Raw genomic sequence first — 23316 nt, 5'->3', positions numbered from 1 at the left:
GTCGGATTGTTTCTCCTTCCATTATAAAACGATTTGCCGCATTATTCCATTTCCACGAGCAGATCGCCCGTCTCAATGGCGTCGCCTGCCTTGACGTAAACCGCTTTGATCTTGCCGTCAATCGGCGCCTGAATGGTGGTCTCCATCTTCATCGCTTCGCTGACCAGCAAATGTTCGCCCTTGCGCACTTTGTCGCCTTCCGCCACCAGCACCTTCAACACCTTGCCCGGCATGGAGGCGCCGAGATGGGCAGGATTTTGCGGGTCGGCCTTGCGGCGGGTCTGTTCCGCAACCTGGGCGGACTGGTCGTGGATGAAGATTTCCCGCGGCTGTCCGTTCAACTCAAAGTAGATAATGCGCCGCCCGTCCGGATGCAGATCGCCGACCGCGACCAGCTTGATGATCAAGGTCTTGCCGCGCTCGATCGTGATCGCTGTCTCTTCGCCCGGACGCAGCCCGTAGAAGAAGGTGGCGGTGTCCAGAACGGACAGGTCGCCGTACTCTTTGACGCTCTGGTCGTACTGCAGGAAGACCTGCGGATACATGATGTACGCCAGCACATCCAGCTCGCTCGGCTCCCGGCCGATTTTTTCCTCCAGTTCGGCCGCTACCTTGGCAAAGTCGACAGGGGGGAGCAGTTCGCCCGGCCGTGCCGTGAAGGCGTCCCGCCCTTTCAGCACCAGTTCCTGCAGCTTTTTCGGGAAACCGCCCGGCGGCTGTCCGAGATAGCCCTGGAAGAACTGGATGACGGAGTCGGGAAAGTCGAGCCGCTGTCCCTTTTCCCAGATGTTTTCTTCGGTCAGGCCGTTTTGCACCATGAACAGCGCCATGTCGCCCACCACTTTGGAGGAGGGGGTGACCTTGACGATGTCGCCGAACATCTGGTTCACCGTGGCGTACATCTGTTTGACCTCGTCCCACCGTCCCTCGAGGCCGACCGCCTTGGCCTGCTGCTCCAGATTGGTGTACTGGCCGCCTGGCATTTCGTGCACATACACTTCCGTATTGCTCGCCTTCATGCCGCTCTCAAAGCCCTGGTACAGCGGCCGGACGTCTTCCCAGTAGTCGGACAGCTTGTTAAACGCTTCGAGTGAGAGGCCCGTTTGCCGCTCCGTATGGTCGAGGGCAGCGACCAGCGCGTTGAGGCTGGGCTGGGAGGTAAGCCCCGACATGGAGCTGACGCAGGCGTCGACGATGTCTACGCCCGCTTCGATAGCCTTCAGCAGCATTGCCACGCCGTTGCCGGACGTATCGTGGGTGTGCAGGTGGATCGGGATGCCGATCTCCTGTTTCAGGGCGCGGACCAGTTCGTAGGCGGCATATGGCTTCAACAGGCCGGCCATGTCCTTGATCGCCAGGATGTGCGCCCCCGCCTTTTCCAACTGCTTGGCCAGGTCGACGTAATAGCGCAAGGTGTACTTGGTTCGGCTGGGGTCCAGAATGTCGCCGGTGTAGCAGATGGCCGCTTCCGCCACTTTGCCGCTTTCGCGCACGGCGTCGATGGCCGTCTGCATGCCCGGCAGCCAGTTCAGGCTGTCAAAGATGCGGAAGACGTCGATGCCGTTTTCCGCCGAGGCCTTGACGAACGCCTGGATGACGTTGTCCGGGTAGTTGGTGTAGCCGACGGCGTTGGCTCCGCGCAGGAGCATCTGGAACAAGATGTTGGGGATGCGCTCGCGCAGGATCTGCAGCCGCTCCCAGGGAGATTCCCGCAAAAAGCGCATCGATGTGTCAAACGTCGCACCGCCCCACATTTCCAGCGAGAACAGGCCGGCGCCCAGCTTGCCGGTCGCTTCCGCCACTGCCGCCAGATCGTAGGTGCGCACGCGGGTGGCAAACAGCGACTGGTGGGCGTCACGGAAGGTGGTGTCGGTAATCAGCACCCGATTCTGTTCACGAATCCAGCGAATCAGCCCGTCCACGCCTTCGCGGTCCAGAATCTGTTTGGTGCCGTCCGGGTACGGCTGGGCAAACGAGGTCCGGGGGATGCGCGGCGTGTCAAAGTGCGGTTTTTTCTCCTGCTTTGGCAGGCCCGGGTACCCGTTGACAATCGTGTTGCCGATGTAGGTAAGCAGCTTGGTGCCGCGGTCTTGGCGGCCCGGGAAGATGAACAGTTCCGGTTTGGTGTCGATGAACGAGGTGTCGTATTGGCCGCTCAAGAAATCGGGATGCGTGACGACGTTCTCCAAAAAGGGCAGATTGGTTTTTACCCCGCGAATGCGGAATTCGCGCAGCGTGCGCAGCATTTTGCGGGCGGCCTGGTCAAAGGTGGTCGCGTAGGTGGAAATTTTCACCAACAGCGAGTCGTAGTAGGGCGTAATGATCGCGCCGGGGTAGCCATTGCCGCCGTCCAACCGCACGCCGAAGCCGCCGCCGGAGCGCCAGGCCAAAAGCCGTCCCGCATCGGGCAGGAAGTTGTTTTCCGGGTCTTCCGTGGTGACGCGGCACTGGATGGCGTAGCCGCTCATCTGCACCGCCTCCTGCGACGGGATGCCGATTTCCGGATCGGACAGCGCGTGCCCTTCGGCGATGCGGATCTGCGCCTGCACGATGTCAATGCCGGTGATCAGTTCGGTAATCGTGTGCTCCACTTGAATGCGTGGATTTACTTCAATAAAGTAAAACTGGCGATCCGGCGTCAACAGAAACTCGACAGTGCCGGCGTTGCTGTAGCCAGCTTGTCTCATCAGCTTCAGCGCGGCCTGACAGATGGCCTCGCGCAGTTCGTCATCCAGCGCCAGGCTGGGGGCCACTTCCACGACCTTTTGGTGGCGGCGCTGCACCGAGCAGTCCCGTTCGTACAGGTGCACGATGTTGCCGTGTGAATCGCCAAGGATCTGCACCTCGATGTGTTTCGGCTTTTCCAGATAGCGCTCCAGATACACCTTGGCGTTGCCAAACGACGAGCGGGCTTCGGAGCGGGCCCGATCGAGCGCTTCCTGCAGCTCGTCCTGGCTGCGCACGATGCGCATGCCCCGGCCGCCGCCTCCCGACACGCCCTTGATGATGATCGGGTAGCCGTGCTCTTTGGCAAACAGCAACGCATCCTGCATCGTCTCGATCGGTTCCGGCGTCCCCGGTATCACCGGGATGCCTGCGTTGATCGCCATTCGGCGTGCCTCCACCTTGTCGCCGAACGCCTCAATCAGCTCGGGCGACGGGCCGATGAAAATGATCCCTTCCTGCTCGCAGCGGCGGGCAAATTCGGCGTTTTCAGCGAGAAAACCGTAGCCCGGGTGAATGGCGTCGACGTCGTTGCGTTTGGCGATCTCAATAATGCTGTCGATGTCCAGGTAGGCTTCGATCGGGCCTTTGCCGGCCCCCACCAGATAGGACTCGTCCGCTTTGAAGCGGTGAATGGAGACGTTGTCCTGTTCCGAGTAGATGGCGATGGTGCGAATCCCCAGCTCGGTAGCGGCGCGGAAAATGCGAATGGCGATTTCCCCGCGGTTGGCGACCAACAGCCGGTTGATCTTGCGCTTGTGCATGGTGCTCTCCCCCTTCTTCTCTCGCAGTCGTGAGCGAAAATTATATATAGTGTAAATATACAAAAATGCGCGAGAGGAAACATCAGTTTTTTTTACCATTCCGGGAGTGAGAGGAGACATTTCCTGAATGTAAGCCGTTGTGTCATCGGCAAATATTCGTAAATGACAGGAGGAAACCAGATGAATCCACATCGATTGCCCGTTTTCGTCTACGGTTCGCTGCTGCCAGGGTTTCGCAACTGGGAGCTGTACGTCAAACCGTATCCCCACCAGGCACTGCCGGCGGAAGTAAAAGGGCAGCTCTACCATTTGCCCACCGGGTATCCCGGTCTGCTGAGAGAAGGGGAGGGAACGGTTAAGGGAGGCGTGCTCCTGTTTTCGCCGGACGTGTACGACGAAGCGCTGCGCGGTCTGGACGAACTGGAGACGTATTTTGGACCGGGCGACCCGCGCAACGAATACGAGCGCGAAATCATGACGGCGCGGCTGGTGACAACGGGGGAAGAACAGCGCGTCTACGTGTATCGCTTCGTGGACGAAGCCTTTGCGAGACAGACCGGCATCTTCCTGGCCGACGGCGATTGGGAGGCCTTCATGCGCCGCAAGAGAGAATAGGGGTGTGCCTTTTTGCCCAGAATGGTAGGGAAAGGAGGGAGCCCTGCCATGGAATTGTTGCATGCCGCGCCCGCCGACATCTGGCGGCTGTTGATTCCAGCGGCCAACTGGATGTATGTTGACGACATCCCGGAGGACGAACTGATCTTTCACTACCGCGATCACATCTACTTCGTCAACAGCGACGGTTCCGTTCTCGCCCTGCCCAAGCCCGCCTGTTTTGAGCGGATGGACGCAAGCGAGTGTTTGCAGCTTTTGGCCACCTCGGACGAGACGATCGACTTTGACGACAACGGAGAGTTTGACTACGGTTTTGTCTTGAAACAGATGGGCTATGTCGTGCCGACCCGCCGCTCACGGGAGAAGGCCACCTACCGGATCGAGATTGTCAATACGATCCTGCCCCAGTCGATGAGCACGCAGTACGAATTGAAACGGGTGAGCTTCGAGTTTGCCCTTTTTCACGCGCTGATGCGCTGCCACGAACTGAACATGAGGAGCAACTGGGAGTACGAACACGAAGTAAAACGCATTGACAAAGTGGATCAGCGAACGGAGAAACACGTCCGCTTCCAGGTGTAAAATTCTACTGTTTGCATAGTGAAAAAGGTAGAAAAATAGAGTATGATAAGTTAGGTACATATGAATCTCTGGTGAGGAGGAAATGTTCATGACTGCTACGATCGAACGCCAAGGCGTGGTCACGTTCAAAGGCAACCCGGTCACCCTGCTGGGCCCGGAAATCAAAGTGGGTGACACCGCTCCCGATTTTACCGTGCTGGCCAACAACCTGACGCCGGTAACTCTGGCTGATTCCAAAGGCACTGTACGTATCATTTCTGTCGTTCCGTCTCTGGACACGGGCGTGTGCGACGCGCAAACCCGCCGGTTTAACGAGGAAGCAGCCAAACTGGACGGCGTGACCGTCCTGACCATCTCCGTTGACCTGCCGTTTGCCCAAGCCCGCTGGTGCGGCGCCGCCGGCATCGACAAGGTGCAAACCCTGTCCGATCACCGCGATCTGTCGTTTGGTCTCGCGTACGGCGTCGTGATCAAGGAGCTTCGTCTGCTCTCCCGCGCCGTCTTCGTCGTCGATTCCAACGACAAGGTGGTATACGCCGAATACGTGCCGGCCGTGGGTGAACATCCGAACTACGAGGCGGCAATCGCGGCGGCCAAAGCAGCGAAATAACGGATGTTCTATGCAATAACCCCTTCGTCAAACGAGGGGGTTTCAGCATGTAGACAAAGTCCGTGGCGCATGGGAGATCGGGCCCGCTCGCTCTCTTGACGCCCAGCAAAGAAGTGGATGATGTCCGCTCCAAAACGCGACGCGGGCAGGGGGCAAACATCTGGGTGTTTCGGCGAAGTGAGACTTGTGCCCCCTGTTTTTCCCCGCGTCTTTCGTTTTTCCGCTGAGCAGGTCGTCAAAGGAGCTCGCTTGGCCCATCCCTCCATGCGATGTACGTTGTCTTCAGCTTCGGTTGATGAATGTGCAGGCCTTCCGGCCTGGAAAACATGAAAATTACTTCCTTGTGGACACTTACTAAATAAACAGTTTGTCTTCAGTCTGTAGCTGCCATTATTGGCAGCTTGTTTGATGGTGTCACGATTCCCTTTTCTTGATTTTTCCAAACGGCTTCATGTAGGTAACGAACGTCATCAATATCAAACAGAGAAGGTTAAACGAACCAGTTACGATCATGGAGAGCCAGGTATTTTGAAAATCTTCACGCTGGATTGCCGAAAAGCCCAATTGCTCTGCGGTTGTGAGCAGAAAAGAAAACCAATCTTGGAGAAAGAAAATGCCCAGAAGAATGGTACCAATGGTTAAGACAAACTTGATGACAACCCAGTAATGTTTGAAAAGTCCCCAGTGAGTCCATACGGACAGCATGACACCCGTGATCAATGTGGCGAGCGCCGGGTATTTTAGCATGCTTTCATCAATGACGTGCATGCTTGCCAGGGTATAATACAGCTGTGCACCATTTTCCGCATTTTTTGCATACAAGCCAAGCAAGAACATGCCCATCGTACCACCGAACCACAGAGCAACGGCAATCACGTGTATCGAAACCAATAATTGTTTTGTTCGGATACCGAGTCGTACAGCCATCCGCAGAAATTCCACCTTTCATTTCGATGATGTAATACTTTTGGTCGACATTATAATTTGTGTGAAGAAGCATTTCGTCCATCCCGGGACTGTTTTCGCCTAAGACTCCAGAAGGGGATCATCGTTTTTCCGTGTGATGGTCAGCGTACGGCTTCGATCATCCAAACAGCCGTACGCCCCTCTCACATAGGTTGACATTAAAATCTGCATTTGTATCTGCAACTCTTCCGCGGGAAATTGGCGCGGGCTCCAGTCTCCAGGTTCCAGGCTCCAGGATGGCGGCTGAACAGTGCCGTCCCTCCGTTTGTGCTATACTGACCAGGAAGGGTTTCCGACAAAGGAGAGACGACATGTTGGAAGAACTGATACGGTTTACGGCTACGGAGCGGGAAGCGGATATGACGATTCGCGATGCGCTGCAAAAACGGTTCGGGGTGTCCCGACGGCTTCTGGTCCGGGCCAAATACCAGGGAGCGATCACCCGCAACGGAACGCCTGTTTTCGTCACGGAGCGGCTGCGGCCGGGGGATGACGTGGCCATCCTGGTGCCCGCCGAAGAGGAAGAAACGGTGCAGCTGGAGCCAATGGAACTGGCCATCCGTCACGAAGACGAGGACATCCTGGTTATCGCCAAGCCTGCGGGACTCGTCGTTCATCCCACTGGCGGACACACGGGCGGAACGCTGGCCAATGGCGTGGTCGCCTACTGGCGGGAGCGGGGGGAGCGGCGCAAGTTTCGCCCCGTCAACCGGCTGGACAAGGACACGTCCGGCCTGCTGATCGTCGCCAAAAACCAATGGGCCCACGAGCAGTTCAGCCGCATGCAGAAAGAGCGGACGCTGCACCGCTGGTACCATGCGATCGTCGAAGGGATCGTGGCCGAAGAGGAAGGAACGATCGATGCCCCGATTGGCCTGCGCGACGATTCGATCATCGTGCGCGAGGTGCGGCCGGACGGCCAGCCGGCAGTCACCCATTACCGGGTGCTGGCGACAGGCGGCGGGATGAGCTGGCTGGAACTGAAGCTGGAAACGGGCCGCACGCATCAAATCCGCGTCCACATGAACCATCTCGGTCATCCGCTGGCAGGCGACGACCTGTACGGCGGCAGCCGGGCCCTCATCGGCCGTCAGGCACTTCACGCGACCAGATTGTCGTTTGTCCATCCGCGCAGCGGGCAGGCGATGGAGTGGAGCGAACCGATACCGGCAGACATGCAGGAACTGGCGGAGCGCGTTTTCGGACACCGGGACTAATCAATTCAGACGTACGGCTCCCTGACGTACACATCGGCGGGGAGCGTGCGAGTCGGCAGATAAGTGACAACATTTCGTCAATTTCCTCTGGCAATAGGAAAGCGTTTCCGTTATGATGAGGATAGAGACAGACAAGAGAAGAGCGGCAGCATGTGTCGACGGCTGGCTGTCTGCGGGGGAACGCCCGCAAGGTTTTCTTCGGTAGCGGACAGAGCCCAGCTTGCGCCTGATGCCCGTCTTGACTTGCATTGACGACAGCGGAATGCTCTGTTTTCGCATGCAGTCGGGACGGTTTGGGGGTAAGCTGGGCTTTTTGTGTGCCGTTCCCAGCCGGCATGGCTGCCGAAGCAGGAGCGCTGCGCAAAAAATGCAAAAGATCAGGGATGCGTACATGCGTATGGCGAGGAGGGATGTGCGTGAAATTGGTGTCGTACCGTCGCGGCGGCCAGGGAGATTGGCGGGCAGGCTTGTTTCGAAGCAGTTTTGTGATCGACATCGCGCAGGCGATTCCGGAGGCCCCCGCTTCCGTGCTGGCTTTGCTGGACGAGTGGGAGCGCTGGAGGGAGCGGCTGCAGCGTCTGGAGATTGAGGCGGATACGGCTTCCTGCGCGGTGCCGGCGGAGCAGGCTGTTCTGGGTCCTCCCGTGCCCCGTCCCCGCAGCTTTCGAGACTTTTACGCGTTTGAGGAGCACGTCAGGACGGCGCGCGGCCGCCGCGGGCTGGACATGATTCCGGAGTGGTATCATTTTCCCGTCTTTTACTTTTCCAACGCTGCCGCTTTTGTCGGACCGGAAGCGGCGGTGAAGCGGCCCAAGGCGGCGCACTGGCTGGACTACGAGCTGGAGGTGGCCTGCGTCATCGGCAAAGGGGGCGTGGACATTCCCGTCGAGCGGGCGGAGGAGCACATCGCCGGCTACTGCATCCTGAACGACTGGAGCGCCCGCGACGTGCAGCGGGAAGAAATGAAGGTGGGACTCGGGCCGGCAAAAGGAAAGGATTTTGCCACGTCGATGGGGCCCTGGCTGGTCACTCCTGACGAACTGGAAGACGTCCGCATTCCCGGCGAAAGCGGGAGCCGGTACGATCTCACCATGATTGCGAGGGTAAACGGCGTGGAGTACTCGCGCGGACGTTGGGCCGACATCCATTACACCTTCGCCGAGATGATCGCCCGGGCATCTGCCGATTGTCCGCTTTATCCCGGCGATGTGATCGGCTCGGGCACGGTGGGGACCGGCTGCATCCTCGAATTGGGGCCGGAACGCTGCCCGTGGCTTGAGCCGGGGGACGTAGTGGAATTAGAAGTAGAGCGTCTGGGGGTTCTGCGCAACGTCGTGGTCGAATAAAGGTTCAGCAAAAACATGAAGGGAGGAAAAACGGATGCCCTTTTACCATCGCATGGGGGAGGTGCCGAAAAAGCGGCACACCACTTTTTACAAACCGAACGGAGAGCTGTACCGCGAGCAAGTGATGGGCACGAAAGGCTTCTCCGGCATTCAGTCGATCCTGTACCACCATCATCCGCCGACGCAGGTGCGCGCGACGCGCCGTTGCGGCGAGATGAAGCCGGAGTACGTGGAGCAGGCGGATCTGCGGCACCAGCATTTCAAAACCTTTGACCTGAAGGCCGGGGGCGATCCGATTTCAGGCCGGCAGTACCTCTTGGGCAACAGTGACGTGGTGCTGGGCGTCTGCGCTCCGACCGAGCCGATGACGTATTTTTACCGCAACGCGGACGGGGACGAACTGCTGTTTGTCCACCAGGGGGAAGGGGAGCTGGAGACTATCTTCGGCACGATCTCTTATCGGCAGGGCGATTATCTGGTGATTCCGATCGGCACCACGTACCGGATCGTGCCGTCCGCTCCCAGCAGGTTTCTGGTGATCGAATCGCAAAGCGACATCGTTCCGCCCAAGCGCTACCGCAACGAGCACGGCCAGCTGCTCGAGCACTCGCCGTATTGTGAGCGGGACATCCGCGTCCCGGAGCGGCTGCAGACGCACGTGGAAGCCGGGGAATTCGAGGTGCGCGTCAAGCGGCAGTCCGTCCTGTACAGTTATCTGTTTGACTTTCATCCCTTTGACGTGGTCGGCTGGGACGGCTATCTCTACCCGTACGCCCTCAGCATTCACGACTTTGAACCGATCACGGGACGCATTCACCAGCCGCCGCCGGTGCACCAGACGTTTGCCGGAGAGAACTTCGTCGTCTGCTCCTTTGTGCCGCGGCTGTACGACTACCACCCGCAGGCGATTCCGGCGCCGTACTACCACAGCAACGTGGAGAGCGACGAGGTGCTCTATTACGTGGACGGCCAATTCATGAGCCGCAAGGGAATCTTCGAAGGCTCCCTCACCCTCCATCCGATGGGCATTCCGCACGGTCCCCATCCGGGCAAGATCGAAGAGAGCATCGGCAAAACGGAAACCAGGGAACTGGCGGTCATGCTGGACACGTTCAAGCCGCTCATGGTGACGCGCCAGGCGCTTGGCATCGAGGACCCGGACTACATGGCCAGCTGGCTCCCGCCCCAAACGTAAACAGGAAAGGGGATGCGCATGGAAATCGACATCAGTGCCATCGGGCGCCAGGACAAATACAAACTCTTGATTGGCGGGGTCGTGCCGAGGCCGATCGCCTGGGTCACGTCCCTCAGCGCAGACGGCGTGGTCAACGCCGCGCCGTTCAGTTACTTCAATGTGGCCAGCATTGAACCGATGTTGGTTTCCGTCGCGGTCATACGCAAGCCGGGCAGTGTGATGAAGGACACGGCCCGCAACATCGCAGAGACGAAGGAATTTGTCGTCAACATGGTGGACGTGTTCAACGTGGATGCGGTCAATCAGACCTCCGCCGATTACCCGCCGGAAGTGAGCGAGGTGGAAGAGCTGGGGCTGACCCAACTGCCGTCCGTCGCCGTCCGCCCGCCGCGTCTGGGCGAGTCGCGCGTCCATTTTGAGTGCCGGCTGCACCGTTTCATGACGCTGGGCGAGCCGGCTGCGTCGGACCTGATCATCGGCGAGGTGGTGCACGTCCACATCGACGATTCCCTTTACCGAGACGGCAAGATCGACATCGACACCTTCTCCCCTGTCAGCCGCCTGGCCGGCCACTGGTACGCCACGCTGGGCGAATTGTTTGAACGGCCGCGGCCGATGTATCAGCCAAAGCAGGACAGCTGATTTTTCCTGCACTCTGATTCCAGGCGGCAAAGGCACGCTCCCGCCGCTGTCACATAGACTGTGGTGGACCCTTTTACATGCAAAAAAGGAGGAGTACGCGTGCAATTTCATTACGATGAAAAGATGCCGCTCAGAATCTTGGACGAAGGTGAATTCTGGAAACTGCAGGAGAGTGAACACACCGTTGTGCTGCGTGAGCTGGTGCCCAATCTGGAAGAGGAGTTCGTCGATGCGCTCGCCGAGTGGGAGCAGGCATTTGCCCAGACGCAGGGTTTGTTTGTCCGCTACATCGAGGCAGTCATCCGTTCCTGCAACAGGGTGAGCGATCCGCTCATGCGGCAAATCAGGGAGCTGGTCACGTTTTCCATGGAACAGAGCCAGCAGTTTATCGCCCTGTTGAATCAGATGGGTTCGGACAGTCCGGCGTTTCGCAGCAATCCCACGGCGCTGGCGGTGTTGAACCACATCCGCCGTGAATCGGAATACTTTATCGGCATTACCGAAGCGCTGATGGCCAAGGCGCTGATCTAGCCCGCTGCCTACAGAAAACACGGCACCATCAGCAGATCATTCCACAGGCTTCACGGGACGGAGCGGGCCTCCGTCCCCGGACGGAGGTCAAATCCCCCTGGGGCCAGTTTTGGGCAACCTTTCTTTCGGGTATCTTGGAGGTAACATCAGAAACGGATACAGAGAGGAAGGAATGTCATGATGGAAAGACGCTTATACCGATCCAGCAGCGATAAACGACTGTTTGGCGTGTGCGGAGGCATCGCCCGATTCCTGCGAATTGACTCCACCCTTGTGCGGGTGGCAGCGGTGATTCTCACCGTGTGCACCTTCGTGCCCCTGTTGATTTACCTGCTGCTCGCGTTGATCATGCCGAAAGAGCCGGCCTGGCCGTACGGACACGACGCCTGCGATCCGTACGATCCGCTGTTTGCCGGTCGGGGATACGGATCTGATCTGGACAGTGAGATTGAGCGCCTGGAAAAACGGGCTTTGATACAAGAAGTACACCGCCTTCGCGCCGAATTGGCGAAATGGAAAGGTCTATAAGAAACCGGCAACAACTGCGTACTTCCGCATATCATGTAAGGTGGAACCTTTACATAGAATGGGGAGGGGAAAGCAGTGCATCTCGGCTTGTTCGATCTGAAGCAAAGGCTGGAACAGACCCGCAAGATATTGCGGGAAAAACAGCAAGTGAAGCGGTTGATTGAAGAGGACATCCGTGAATTGGAAAAAGACGTGCAGGAATTGGAAGCGCTTATGAACCGCTACGCGAACAGTGTGCAGCGCTAATCACCAACACCGTGAGTCAATAAAGCGGCAGCCCCCTTGCTTGGGGAGCTGCCGCTTTTCTTTGCAGACCTTGTTAACCGTACGGTCAGGTCGACTGTCACTGCTTGGTCAGAATCACGGGACCGTCGGCGGTAATGGCGATCGTGTGCTCGTACTGGGCAGACAGCTTGCCGTCACGAGTCCGGGCCGTCCAGCCGTCCTCGTCGATCTTGACGTGGTAGCTGCCTACATTCAGCATCGGCTCGATTGTAATCACCATGCCTTCTTTCAGACGGGGGCCGCGTCCAGGCGGTCCAAAGTGGGGAATGTACGGCTCTTCATGAATCCGTTGGCCGATTCCGTGACCGGTAAAGTCGCGCACGACCGAATAGCCCTGCGCCTCGGCGTAGCTTTGAATCGCGTGGGAAATGTCGCCGACGCGGTTGCCCGGGACAGCCTGCTCAATACCCAGATAGAGCGCTTTTTCCGTCACCTGCAGCAGCCGCTTTGCTTCGGGTGAGATGTTGCCCACCGCGTACGACCAGGCGGAGTCGGCCAGCCAGCCGTCCAGGTTTACCACCATGTCAATCGTCACGATGTCGCCGTCTTTCAGCGGTTCCTTGGTGGGAAACCCGTGGCAGATGACGTCGTTGACGGAAGCGCAGGTGGCGTAGGGGTAGCCCTGGTACCCTTTCTGCTCAGGCGTGGCTCCGTGTTTTGCGAGAAATTGCTCGACAAATTGGTCGATTTCCCAGGTAGTTACCCCGGGGCGAATCCGTTTGGCCAGAGCGCGGTGGCAGGCGGCGAGAATTTTGCCGGCTGCCCTCATCCGTTCGATTTCTTCCGGTGTCTTGAGGATAATCATCGGCTCTCTCCTTGTGTTCCAGTTGTTCTCGTTATTAGTGTAGACCTCTTTGCCGTTGATTGCCACCGTCATTTCCGCGTGGTAGGATGGGAAGAGACAGTGAAGATGGGGGTACGTTGCATGGACAAATTTCAAGAGCACCTGGCTCACTACCAGGCTCATGTGAAGGAAGATCTGGAAAAGCGCGTGGCCTTTATCCGTGAGCAGATTGACGGACCCGGGCTCGGCGGCGCCGTCGTGGGGATTTCCGGCGGCATTGACAGCGCAGTATCCGCTGCTCTCTGCGTACGGGCGCTGGGCAGGGAGCGTGTGATCGGCGTATGGATGCCGGCGTACTCGCAAGCCATTCATGCGGAGGATGCCCAAAAGCTGGCTGACGCGATTGGTCTGCAGTTGGTGACCGTCGACCTTGGACCGGCGTTTGACGCGATCGTCCCGGAAATCGAAAAGGTGCTTCCCCTTGACGACAAAACAAAAGGAAACACCAAGGCGCGGCTGCGCATGACGACGTTGTACGCGATTGCCAACCAAAAGGGCTATCTGGTGGTGGACACCTGCAACCGCAGCGAAATCTACATCGGCTACATGACCAAGGGCGGCGACGGATTGGCCGACATCAATCCGGTGGCCAGCCTGACCAAGCACGAAATACGCATTTTGGCGCGCGAACTGGGCGTGCCGGAGTCCATCCTGACCAAGGCGCCGTCCGCCGACCTGTGGGAAGGGCAGACGGACGAAAAGGAAATGGGCTTTTCGTACGAAGATCTGGACCGACTGCTGATCACGGGCGAGACCGATCCGGAGGCCAAAAAGCGGATAGATTACCTGCACCGCATCTCTGAGCACAAGCGGCGTCCGATGCCGGAAGTGTAGACAGGGACAGGCGAGTCACTGCGAATGACGGTGCCTTGCCGTTCGGCGGCTCGCGGAGAAACGGGGAAGACGTTGATTCTCCGCCGCGTTTGTACGATAATAGAAAGTATGCACAGATCTGTTTAGGAAAGAGGTGGAACAGATGTCGACAACCGAACTGATGCTGAAAACGACTTTGGAAGGACGCGTGTTGCGAACCCTGCAGGCTTACTTCCGCAGCCCCAACGATGTGTTGGTCCGCGAAAGCCTGTGGGCAAACGGCCTGTCTGAAGAGCAGGTAGACGTTACCATGAATCTGTTGCAGCAAAATCTGACCGTTTCCGAAATCATGGAACAGCTGCGGGAAAAAGGCTTTTTCGCGTAACCTCGTGACAAAGCGCTTCGATTGACGGCCTGTTTTCACCCGCCGGTTGCCGTGAACGTCAAAAAAAGAGACCGGGTCGACAAAACTGTCGGTACCGGTCTTGTTTTTTTATTTTGCATAGGGAGACGCGCCCGTTTTCCCGCTTACCGTGACTGCCGTTGGGCAAGTGAACGGCGGGCCCGTTTTTGCCGGTACCACTGCAGAGCGGAGTAGACGAGGAAATAGCTGCCGATTGCGACGATGAGGCCCATGATCGCGCTGCCGGTAAAATAGGCGAGTCCTTTTTGCTTCATCCAGGCGATCCAGTTTGCCCACGGCTCGTTGTTGTGCTTCATATGTTCATGCAGCGGCCGGCCGATGATGGAGTAGCCCAGTTTGTAATTTAGTACCATAAAGATTGGCAGGATCATTTTTCCGATTACAAAGCCGATCAATCCGGCGGGCAAACTGCAGCGAAACAGCTTGACCAGCGGAAACAGCAGGAGGAATGCCAAACCAAAGGTTGGCAGCGTGATGAACTCAACAAATATGCCGACGGAGAAACCTCGGGCGACAAAAGAGGGCGCCCCTTTCATCCGAATCAGCTTGTAGTACTCGTATTTCAACTTGCGGTAGATTTTTTTCCACATTCCGGCTTGTCCCTCATTTATCCTATTTCCATACTCCCACTCATTATAGCGAAAAGTGAGTGGGAAAGCCACGGCGAGAACCCATAAAATTCGTCATTTTTAGACAACGGTTGCGATACAGGCGCACAAACCCATGGCCTGCCAGGCAAGGTCAACACTCGCTGCGAAGAAGATTATACTTCCTCAAATGGGAATAATTCACAGATATTTGTCGCCCGCTTCTTCTTTTGGCATAATGTATTGAAAGAGGGGACAAGCGCGAAATGTGGTGAAAACATCTTGAATGAAATAAATGAAATTGTAACAGTTTTTGGCGGATACATCTCCCAATACGGGTACGGCGCCTTGTTTGGCCTGTTTTTTCTGGGGATTCTCGGAATGCCTCTGCCGGAGGAAACGCTCCTGGTCTTTTCCGGGTTCCTCGTCTCCACTGGCCAGTTGAAGTACGTCCCCACGTTTCTCGTCTGTTTTCTGGGGTCCATTACGGCGATGACCACTGCGTACTGGATCGGCAGGACGTTGGGATTCGTCTTTATCGAGCGGTATGGGAAGCGGCTCGGCCTGGGCTACGCGCTTTATCGCAAGACGGAAGACTGGTTTAACCGCGTGGGCAAATGGGCGCTGCCGCTCGGCTACTTCATTCCCGGCATTCGCCAGTTTACCGCCTATTTTGCTGGCATCACCCGGCTTCCGTTTCCGACGTTCATGCTGTATACATACACAGGGGGCTTATTCTGGTGCGCCTTGTTCGTCACGATCGGCTGGCAGTTGGGAGAACGCTGGGAGCAGTTGTTCGTGCTGGTCGCGCGCAACCTGGCAGTCTTCTTCCTGGCCCTGCTTGCCGTTATTGTCTGCTGGTCCTACTGGTGCAAGCGCAAGGCTGCCGCAAAAACGAAACGGGAGGAATTGCCATGAACGATGAGCAGCGCCATCAAGACAAACAATTGTCTGACGAGCGATTGCCCGCCGTCCGGAGACCGGCCGAGCTGGTGCCGTTGAAACTGCCGGAGAAGCACCAGCGCTTTTACGACAAGCTGCGGGCGAAGATCCAGGCCTTTATCCGTGAAAAGGGAGGCAGCGAAAAGGCAGCCGCGTACATCCTGCTTGCGCCCGACCTGTTTGTGCTGCTGGCCCGCCTGATGCTGGACAAACGCGTCGGTGTTCAGGCGAAAGCGTTGGCCGGGATTGCCGTGGCCTATTTTATCACGCCGATTGACTTCATTCCGGAAGCCTTGACTGGCGCCCTTGGTCTGCTTGATGACGTCGTGCTGGCGGTGTACGCGCTGCGGCGCATCCTCGTCGACGTGGACGAGGCGATCGTGCGCGAACACTGGAACGGGGAAGAGGATCTGCTCCAGGTGATTACCAGGGTGATCAAGTCGGCTGACGAGCTGGTCGGCAAGAAAATTGTGCACAAGATCGAAGAGACCCTGTTTCGCAAAAAATAGACGAGGAAGGACAGACAGATGAGATATCTGCTTGATTATCAAGAGGGAGAACGGGTTGTCACGTTTTGTCTGGTCAAGAGCAAGGAGGTGGGCGTCGCCAGCAACCAGAGCGAATACCTCAGTCTGGAGCTGGGGGATTGCTCCGGCACGATTGCCGCCAAACTGTGGGACGTCACCCCGGAGCTGAAGGAAGCCATCCAGGTGAAATCCGTCATCAAAATCGACGCGACGGTGCAGGTGTACCGGGGGAAAAAGCAGTTGGTCATCCAGCGGGTCCGGCTCGCGTCTCCGTCCGACGACGTTCAGATGGAATCGCTGGTGCCGGTCTCGCCATTCCCCGCCGACGAGCTTTGGGAGAAGCTGCAGCAGGCGGTTCGCGGGATCAGAAGCGAGACGCTGCGCGCGATCGTGACGGAGGCGCTGACCGACGAGGAGATCGGCGGACGCCTGCGCTGCTATCCGGCTGGTGTGCGCATGCACCACAATTACTACCACGGCTTGCTGGAGCACATCGTCTCACTTTTGGCCGCAGCCGAGCGGCTGGTGCCGCTCTACCCTCAGGTGGACCGGGATGTGCTGTACGCGACGTGCATTTTGCACGACATCGGCAAGCTGTACGAGCTGTCTGACCCGATCGCGCCCGACTACACCACCCCCGGGCAGTTGATCGGCCATTTGGTGATGGGAGCGGAGATCATCAGCGGCATCTGCCGCAAACGTGACATTCCCCTCGGTGATCCCGAAGTGCTGCACTTGAAGCACTGCATCCTGAGCCATCATGGCGATGTGGAAAACGGGTGGGGAAGCGCCGTCTCCGGCAAGACGCCCACTGCCGTGCTGTTCCACTATCTCGACCAGATTGACAGCAAGATGAACGCCCTGGGCCAGGCGCTGGCCGAGATGGGGGACGAGGAGTGGGCCTACGCCGGCGCCTTGAGGCGAAAGGTGTGGCGCGGCTATTGACAGCGACGAGGCAAAAGCGACAGCCGCTTGCGCCTCGCCGGAGCACTTTTTGAAGCGGATCGGGTCCGCTCTTTTTTCATTTATAAAAACAAACCGAATAGACAATCACTTTCGGTCGCAGTAGGATTTTTCCCTGCTGGTGTCGAATACCCATCTTGATTCCCATTTGCTTGGCAGACCTGTTGCCAATAGCGTAGAAGGAGTAAGTTTAATGAAACGGCCAACCTATACCCTGTCGAGTATTATTAAAAAGGTGTTTCGGTCTGGCGAACGCTCCCTTCCCCGCGAGGAGATCTGTTCCCGTCTGGAAGCGAGCGGGTTGACAACCGGCTTCGGCATGGACGGCAGCGCCCTGCTCGCCAAGGTGCTGCGAATGGAGCAGGCACCGGTGAAAGTTGGGCGTTCCGAGGCGATTATCGAATTGACCTATCAGCCCCATCAACTGTTTGATCTGGCGTACCGTTTTGTGCGTGATACCCATATGCCCAAAACGTTGGAACAAATAGCGGCGGAGCTTCGCCGTCAGACCCAGTTCGGCTGGAATCAGATCATGCGCATGCTGCAGTTGGAGCGGGACCCCCGCTTCGTCCAGTACCAGGGTGATGGCCGCTGGTTTCTGGCGGAATGGACACTGGCCAATGACCAGGTATACGCATTCTGCCGCGCCAACGGCATCACCCAGGTGGCGGCCCGTACCGTTCACCACTTTCTGGAGCAGGAGGTGGGCGTGGCGGACGACGCGATGTTTTTGCCGGCGCTGGACGACCGCTTTCGGTTGGACGGCGAGATCTTGTACATAATCGCCCGCGACGGTGACGAAGAGCAAAGTCAAGCCGGTCTGGAAGCGGCCGCAGCCGTGGAGACGGCGGACGAAACAAAGCCTGAGGCAGATTCGGCAGAAGCCGGCCATACAGCCGCCGATGTAAAAGACGCGGGACAGTCCGGCACCTCACAGCAGCAGTCCACGGACGGACAGCGGGAACGCGAGGCGCAGCCCGCACAAAACCATACACACCGCCATCAGGAAGTGCACGAACAACTTCACTTTGAGGAGGAATTGTCCATGAATACCGTACAAACCCAATCGGTTCTGGAAGAAGTACAACAACTGCTGCGCCAGGCGCTGGGACGTCTGGAGTCGCGCAACGCGGAGATGGCCCAGGAAGTAGTGGCTCATTTTCAGCAAAGCAACATGCAGGCCATCGAGGTTCTGATGAAAGAGAAGCATAAAAACGAGCAGATCGCACTTGGCATTCAGCAAGTGCTGACGACTACCGAACAGCAATGAGCGATCTGGAGGCCATGATCCGGTTTGAGCAGAGGTTTTCCTTGCTGCGCGAGATTATCGCGCGTTATCGGATTCGCCTACAGGAAATGGAACGGGAAGTGGTGGAGCTGTTCGCCGCGAATCAGCTTTCCGCCATCGCTGACTGCATGAGTGAAAAGCACCGCATCGAAGCGCTGATATACCGGCTGGAGCAGTTTATCGCCCAGTGGGAGTCGTCCGCAGTGGCGGGCATCGCTCATGACCGACACGAGAACACTTGAACACCTGATAAGAAATGCGGTATATATAGGGGGATTGCGCTAGATTCCCCGCGCATGCCGCGGTGGAAATGAAAGGAGATCCAAACCCCTTATGTCTGTAGGAAGAAATGATCTTTGCCCCTGTGGAAGCGGGAAAAAATACAAAAAATGTTGCGGCATCGTGACACCGATCACGGAGCTGCGCAGCCGACACGAGCAAAAACTGCAAAAGGAGTACGCATCCTGGGTCGAACGGCTGAACCACTTCGTCGCCGGCAAGGTCAGCAGCGAAACCGTCCAACAGGCACGGGAGCGCTTTGCCGCGGAGGTCGGACTGGCGGCTGAGAGCGTCATGAATCCGGAGTGGGCGGCCCACTTTTTCAACTGGTTCGTCCTTGATGTGAAAGCCAACGGCGAAACCGTGCTGGAAAGCTATCTGAAACAGCACGGCCGCCGGATGGACCTGGATCTGCGCCGCTCCTTCACCCGTCTGCACCTGAACGCCTACGAGATCGTGCAGGTGGAGCGGGATGTGCTGACGGTCCGCCATCCGCTCAGCGGCGAGACCCGCTATGTGCTGAGAACCAGCCCCCTGAACATGCAGCCTGGTCAGATCATCGTGGGCCGGTTGCTCAATCTGGGGCTGCGTGATCTTTTGTTCTCGGGCAGCATCATCTTGCAACCACACGTAAAGCCCGCATTGGTGGAGTGGTTGGGTGAACATCCGGAAGTGCTGGAAGCAGCGGATAACCCTGAACGGCGCACCTACACCACCGCGCTGTATCGATTCATCGTCGCCTTTGGCGCATCGGAGGGCGGCAGCCGCGGCGACGGTCTTACCCGGCGCACCTACACGATTCCGGACATGGACCGGCTTCGTCAGGCGATCGATGCGCAGCGGGCGTTCGAATTGAAAAAGCGGGACGGCAGCCGGGAAATCTGGGTGTACGCCCCGCGCAAGGAAGAGCATCTCTTTCCGACGCTAAAAGATGCGCTTCTGGAGCTGTACGAAGTGCAGGCTGAATTGATCCTGCAGGACAATACGGCCTGGGTGGAAGGCTATCCGGCGCAGATTGACGAAGTGGCGTCGCTGCTGCAACTTCCCGACCAAGCATCCGAGGAAGAGATTCGCGTGCTGACGTCTACTGGTTCCAGGCTGGCGAAAGGCACGTTGTTTGTCACCAGCGAGCCAATGCTGCCGTCCCCTGTTTTGCAGTGGGCGATGCGCGCCTATTTTACGGAAAAGTGGCTCGTGACCCCGCATGAAGCCTTGGACGGGCTGGCTCCTACGCTGGCAGCAGCTTCTGCGAACGAGACGCTGCAAAACAAGCTTCAGGAACTGATCGATCATCTGGTGCGGGACGGACAGTCCGGCCAGGGACTGGGTCGGCTCATCCACCTGGATACGCTCAAGCCGCGGTTGGCGCTGCCAAACAACACCCTGCACGTGGCCAACCTGCTCAGCCGTCCGCTGATCGAAGGGCTGCCGGAGAGCGTCTATACGGTGCAGCCGGAGCGGCTGGCCGATATCAACCGCTTTGTGGCGGAAATGACCGAGGGCAAGTCGGAAGCGACGGTCAAGAAGTACGACGAAGCGATGAACAACTTCCGCACGTTTGTCCGCAGCGCTTTTGGCCCCTCCTTTACCTGGGAGCAGCTCCGGCAGGAAGACGTGGCGTACTTCCTCGTCCACGACATCTTTACCCGCGTGGACGCGGCCACCAAGACGCTGGCCGGCAACCTCTTGTCGGTGCTGATGGCCTTTTTCAAGTGGCTGGACAAGCAGTACGGCACGTCAATTGCCGCCGCCATGCAGCCGCTGTTCGGCGAGTTGAAAGAGGCGCTTCCGGAGGCGTACCGCCTGCGCGGTCTTCTGGAAAAAGAGGCGTACCAGCGTCTGTTTGGCGCGGACGGGCCCAAGCAGGTGGCAGAAGAACACCTCGTGCTGATCAGCCGGGAAACAGACGGTTGGCTGGCGAAACGGCCGAGCGGCGAAACGATCCGTCTGTCGCTTGCCGCACAGGCGGCCGAAGCACTGGCGCCCGATTGGACGATCGCCGGGCTGATCGGCCAAACCCAGGACGGCTCCTGGTATCTGTACGGGACACCCGAGCTGTATCCGCAGGCCGTTTCCCAGCTGCTGGGTGTCACCACCAGCGTTCCCGTATAACTCATCACATGAAAAATCCCCCATGGGCTGAAATCACCCATGGGGGATTTTGCTTTGGTGCGCTGCTTTCGTGTCCCGTGCTCGCTGTTAAGCGTGGTTAATCGCGTGCCACCCAGGCTCGCAGGTTTTGATCTTTGGGCAGAAGCAGGCCGAGGACACCGATCAGCGGCATGAGCGAGCAGAGCGTGATGACGGACGCAATGCCGTACAGGTCGGCCAAATACCCGAGCACCAGCGCACCCATGCCGCCCATGCCAAAGGCCAGACCGATAATCAGGCCGGAGACGGTGCCAACGCGTCCCGGCAGCAGTTCCTGGGCGTAGACGACCGTGACGGAAAAGCTGGACAGCAGGATCAGACCGCAGAGAAACAAGACAGGATAAATCCAATATCCGGACACGTACGGTGTCAGGAGCGTCAGCGGCAGCGCGCCCAGTGTGGAGACGATCAGCAGGTTGCGTTTGCCGAACCGATCGGCCAGCGGGCCGCCCAAAAAGGTGCCGATCGCGCCCGCGAGCAGGAAGACGAACACGCAGTACTGCGCACTGTCATAACTCATGTGCCGGATGTTCATCAGGTAGAACTGGTAGAAGCTTTGATAGCCTGCACTCATCCAGGAACGGACACTGACGATCAGGACCAACAGGCCCAGGGCGACCAGGCGCTTGTTGCGGTGGGTGTAGGCGACTGCAGCGGCGACAGCTTTTTTGGCGCGCTGCTGCCCCTGGTACCAGTTGGCGACGTACACAAGCACTGCACTGGCGGCAGCTGCCGGGACCAAAAACCACATCGCGCCCGGCTGGCCCAGCTGTTGGAAGATCAAAATGGTCATCAGCGGCGCGAGCGCCTGTCCGGCGTTGCCCCCCACCTGAAAAATAGACTGTCCCAATCCTCGGCGGGTGCCGGAGGCGTGGTGGGCGACCCGCGATGCTTCCGGATGAAATACGGCCGACCCGATGCCGACGCAGGCGACGGCGAGCAGCACGACGTAGTAATTGCTGGCCAGAGCCAGTGACAGCATGCCGAGCCCGGAGACCAACAGACCGACCGGCAGCATGTACGGCCGCGACTTGCGGTCGGATATGTACCCGACGACCGGCTGGAGAGCGGAAGCCGTCAGGTTCATGACCAATAGGATCATGCCCACCTGGGTATACGTCAGGGCCAAATTTGCTTCGAGAACTGGCAGCAGGGCGGGAATGACCGCCTGCAGGCTGTCGTTGAGCAGGTGGACCAAGCTGATAGCAAACAACACGCGGTACACCGTGGGAGCGGCATGTACCGCAGCAGAGGTGTTAACACTGCCGCTATGGGCACTCATAAGTTCATCTCCGTCATCGTTTTTGCCCTTAACTGTAGCACTGTTTGCGCCGCTCGTCACTACTGAACATTGATCATATGCCGATGTGAAATAAACGTGCATGCGAACGCGTATTCCATCTTGTGGTAGGGAAACACAGAATAATGTCGAAAGAGTAAGAAAATGCAAGAAGACGCGAATGGCGATGAGGGGGGCATGACATGCTGGGTAGCATGAAGGAATACTGGTTGTGCGCTGGGGGAGCAAATGTGGACGTGCAGGGGATCACGTCCGCCGCACTGCTGCCGGGAACGAGCAATCCGGGTATCGTACGTCAGACGGCGGGCGGCGTGGCGCGCAACGTGGCTGACCACCTGGCGCGCCTGGGAGAAGAGGTGCTGCTGTTCGCGCTGGTTGGTGAAGATGCGGAAGGGGAATGGCTGCGCCAGATGACGGCCCAAAGCGGCGTGGCGACCATCGGGATGGTCCGCGTTCCTGGCGGCAGGACGGGACGCTATCTGGCCATCCGCGCCGCTGACGGCGAACTGCTCGCGGCCATCTCCGACATGGCGGTGAACGAGGCGTGGACGGAGCAGATGATGGAAGACGGTGTAAAGCGGCTGCAGCATGCAACCGGCTTGTTTCTGGACGCCAATTTGCCGGAGTGGGTCATCCGCCGTTTTCTGCGGGAAGGGATGCGCCGGGGCATACCTGTCGTGGCCGATCCCGTCTCGGTGAAAAAGGCGGAGCGGTGGCGGGGGCTTTTACACGGCGTCAAGCTGATCGTCATCGACACGGACGAGCTGGAAGTGCTGACGGGGAAGCCTGCGTCCTCGGCTGCGGGCGCGGAAGCGGCAGCCAGCATACTGCTCAACGAGGGAGTCCAACAGGTGATCGTGCTGGGCGGTGAAAACGGCCTGTATGTGTGCCGGCAGTCAGAGGCGCTCTGGCTGCCGCAGCCCGATTGCTCCCTGCGAGAAACTGCCAAGGATGCGTTTGTGGCGGGCGTGCTGGCTGCCCTCAGAAAAACCGAGTCGCTCGCCGAGCAAGCGGCATTTGGCGTAACGGTGGCGGAACGGGCAGCCGCCTAGCTGCCGCTCACGCACGAATCGATGCGGAAGCGAACGGAAGTCTGCGCGACACAGGGACGGCAATGACCTAAACTCTTTAACAAGAACCACTCCTCCATCGGCAACCGATGGAGGAGTTTTACGTTCTGGCAACATTTTTCT

24 protein-coding genes are annotated in these 23316 nt (G+C 58.2%); 19 read left to right on the top strand and 5 right to left on the bottom strand.

Features of this window, described 5'->3' with window-relative positions:
- Positions 1-41: 41 nt before the first annotated feature.
- Entirely contained in the window at positions 42-3488 is a 3447-nt protein-coding gene (locus tag KDN35_RS11515) for a pyruvate carboxylase (protein ID WP_171567119.1), read from the bottom strand.
- 180 nt (positions 3489-3668) lie between these two features.
- Here KDN35_RS11515 and KDN35_RS11510 point away from each other — a divergent pair, with 180 nt between their 5' ends.
- The 3 genes from KDN35_RS11510 to tpx all read left to right on the top strand — a co-directional run bounded on the left by KDN35_RS11510 (position 3669) and on the right by tpx (position 5295).
- Positions 3669-4103: a gamma-glutamylcyclotransferase family protein gene (locus KDN35_RS11510; protein ID WP_230077252.1), complete on the top strand. Its 435-nt coding sequence runs from the start codon at positions 3669-3671 to the stop codon at positions 4101-4103.
- Between the two features lie 48 nt (positions 4104-4151).
- Positions 4152-4685, top strand: a complete 534-nt coding sequence (locus tag KDN35_RS11505) for a hypothetical protein (RefSeq protein WP_212132757.1) — start codon at positions 4152-4154, stop codon at positions 4683-4685.
- An 88-nt stretch (positions 4686-4773) separates the two neighbouring features.
- Positions 4774-5295: a thiol peroxidase gene (gene tpx / locus KDN35_RS11500; protein WP_171567116.1), complete on the top strand. Its 522-nt coding sequence runs from the start codon at positions 4774-4776 to the stop codon at positions 5293-5295.
- Between the two features lie 414 nt (positions 5296-5709).
- Here the strand turns inward: tpx and KDN35_RS11495 are convergent, their stop codons facing one another.
- A complete protein-coding gene (locus tag KDN35_RS11495) occupies positions 5710-6222 on the bottom strand; it encodes a DUF2269 family protein (RefSeq protein ID WP_171567115.1) in 513 nt (170 codons plus the stop codon).
- 350 nt (positions 6223-6572) lie between these two features.
- Between KDN35_RS11495 and KDN35_RS11490 the strand changes: the two genes are divergently transcribed.
- From KDN35_RS11490 to KDN35_RS11460, 7 genes are all read left to right on the top strand, one after another.
- Complete coding sequence (locus tag KDN35_RS11490) at positions 6573-7478, top strand: RluA family pseudouridine synthase (protein ID WP_212132756.1); 906 nt, start codon at positions 6573-6575, stop codon at positions 7476-7478.
- Between the two features lie 416 nt (positions 7479-7894).
- The gene (locus tag KDN35_RS11485) at positions 7895-8824 is read left to right on the top strand and encodes a fumarylacetoacetate hydrolase family protein (protein ID WP_212132755.1); all 930 of its coding nucleotides are present in this window, start codon (positions 7895-7897) and stop codon (positions 8822-8824) included.
- 34 nt (positions 8825-8858) lie between these two features.
- Positions 8859-10019 (top strand): homogentisate 1,2-dioxygenase, encoded by a 1161-nt coding sequence (locus KDN35_RS11480; protein ID WP_171567110.1) that lies wholly within the window; start codon positions 8859-8861, stop codon positions 10017-10019.
- Positions 10020-10037: 18 nt separating this feature from the next.
- Entirely contained in the window at positions 10038-10661 is a 624-nt protein-coding gene (locus KDN35_RS11475; protein WP_171567107.1) for a flavin reductase family protein, read from the top strand.
- A 99-nt stretch (positions 10662-10760) separates the two neighbouring features.
- A complete protein-coding gene (locus KDN35_RS11470; RefSeq protein ID WP_171567105.1) occupies positions 10761-11192 on the top strand; it encodes a DUF2935 domain-containing protein in 432 nt (143 codons plus the stop codon).
- Between the two features lie 177 nt (positions 11193-11369).
- Complete coding sequence (locus KDN35_RS11465) at positions 11370-11720, top strand: PspC domain-containing protein (protein ID WP_171567103.1); 351 nt, start codon at positions 11370-11372, stop codon at positions 11718-11720.
- A 75-nt stretch (positions 11721-11795) separates the two neighbouring features.
- Positions 11796-11966: a hypothetical protein gene (locus KDN35_RS11460; protein ID WP_171567101.1), complete on the top strand. Its 171-nt coding sequence runs from the start codon at positions 11796-11798 to the stop codon at positions 11964-11966.
- Between the two features lie 97 nt (positions 11967-12063).
- On the opposite strand, the gene map is transcribed toward KDN35_RS11460, so the two are convergent.
- A complete protein-coding gene (gene map / locus KDN35_RS11455; protein ID WP_171567099.1) occupies positions 12064-12810 on the bottom strand; it encodes a type I methionyl aminopeptidase in 747 nt (248 codons plus the stop codon).
- 120 nt (positions 12811-12930) lie between these two features.
- Here map and nadE point away from each other — a divergent pair, with 120 nt between their 5' ends.
- Positions 12931-13683 carry an NAD(+) synthase gene (gene nadE, locus KDN35_RS11450; RefSeq protein WP_171567096.1) on the top strand — a complete coding sequence of 251 codons (753 nt, stop codon included), beginning with the start codon at positions 12931-12933 and terminating at the stop codon, positions 13681-13683.
- Between the two features lie 142 nt (positions 13684-13825).
- The gene (locus KDN35_RS11445) at positions 13826-14047 is read left to right on the top strand and encodes a hypothetical protein (RefSeq protein WP_171567095.1); all 222 of its coding nucleotides are present in this window, start codon (positions 13826-13828) and stop codon (positions 14045-14047) included.
- 143 nt (positions 14048-14190) lie between these two features.
- Here the strand turns inward: KDN35_RS11445 and KDN35_RS11440 are convergent, their stop codons facing one another.
- The gene (locus tag KDN35_RS11440; RefSeq protein WP_171567093.1) at positions 14191-14676 is read right to left on the bottom strand and encodes a DUF2062 domain-containing protein; all 486 of its coding nucleotides are present in this window, start codon (positions 14674-14676) and stop codon (positions 14191-14193) included.
- Positions 14677-14964: 288 nt separating this feature from the next.
- Here KDN35_RS11440 and KDN35_RS11435 point away from each other — a divergent pair, with 288 nt between their 5' ends.
- From KDN35_RS11435 to KDN35_RS11410, 6 genes are all read left to right on the top strand, one after another.
- Complete coding sequence (locus KDN35_RS11435; protein ID WP_212132764.1) at positions 14965-15591, top strand: DedA family protein; 627 nt, start codon at positions 14965-14967, stop codon at positions 15589-15591.
- Positions 15588-16124, top strand: a complete 537-nt coding sequence (locus tag KDN35_RS11430; RefSeq protein WP_171567091.1) for a YkvA family protein — start codon at positions 15588-15590, stop codon at positions 16122-16124. Before KDN35_RS11435 ends, KDN35_RS11430 begins: the two co-directional genes overlap by 4 nt.
- An 18-nt stretch (positions 16125-16142) precedes the next feature.
- Positions 16143-17087 carry a 3'-5' exoribonuclease YhaM family protein gene (locus tag KDN35_RS11425; protein ID WP_212132754.1) on the top strand — a complete coding sequence of 315 codons (945 nt, stop codon included), beginning with the start codon at positions 16143-16145 and terminating at the stop codon, positions 17085-17087.
- Between the two features lie 211 nt (positions 17088-17298).
- Entirely contained in the window at positions 17299-18375 is a 1077-nt protein-coding gene (locus KDN35_RS11420; RefSeq protein WP_171567087.1) for a hypothetical protein, read from the top strand.
- Complete coding sequence (locus KDN35_RS11415) at positions 18372-18635, top strand: hypothetical protein (RefSeq protein WP_171567085.1); 264 nt, start codon at positions 18372-18374, stop codon at positions 18633-18635. The genes KDN35_RS11420 and KDN35_RS11415 overlap by 4 nt, the downstream gene beginning before the upstream one ends.
- A gap of 43 nt (positions 18636-18678) precedes the next feature.
- A complete protein-coding gene (locus tag KDN35_RS11410) occupies positions 18679-20784 on the top strand; it encodes a YecA family protein (protein ID WP_481752774.1) in 2106 nt (701 codons plus the stop codon).
- Between the two features lie 97 nt (positions 20785-20881).
- Here the strand turns inward: KDN35_RS11410 and KDN35_RS11405 are convergent, their stop codons facing one another.
- A complete protein-coding gene (locus KDN35_RS11405) occupies positions 20882-22105 on the bottom strand; it encodes an MFS transporter (protein WP_171567081.1) in 1224 nt (407 codons plus the stop codon).
- 200 nt (positions 22106-22305) lie between these two features.
- Between KDN35_RS11405 and KDN35_RS11400 the strand changes: the two genes are divergently transcribed.
- Positions 22306-23175: a carbohydrate kinase family protein gene (locus KDN35_RS11400; RefSeq protein WP_171567079.1), complete on the top strand. Its 870-nt coding sequence runs from the start codon at positions 22306-22308 to the stop codon at positions 23173-23175.
- The last annotated feature ends 141 nt before the right edge of the window (positions 23176-23316 follow it).

Source organism: Brevibacillus sp. NL20B1 (assembly GCF_018195675.1).
Classification (GTDB): Bacteria; Bacillota; Bacilli; order Brevibacillales; family Brevibacillaceae; genus Brevibacillus; species Brevibacillus aydinogluensis.
Note: the sequence above shows the minus strand (reverse complement) of the source record. Positions and strands in the feature narration are given on the sequence as shown.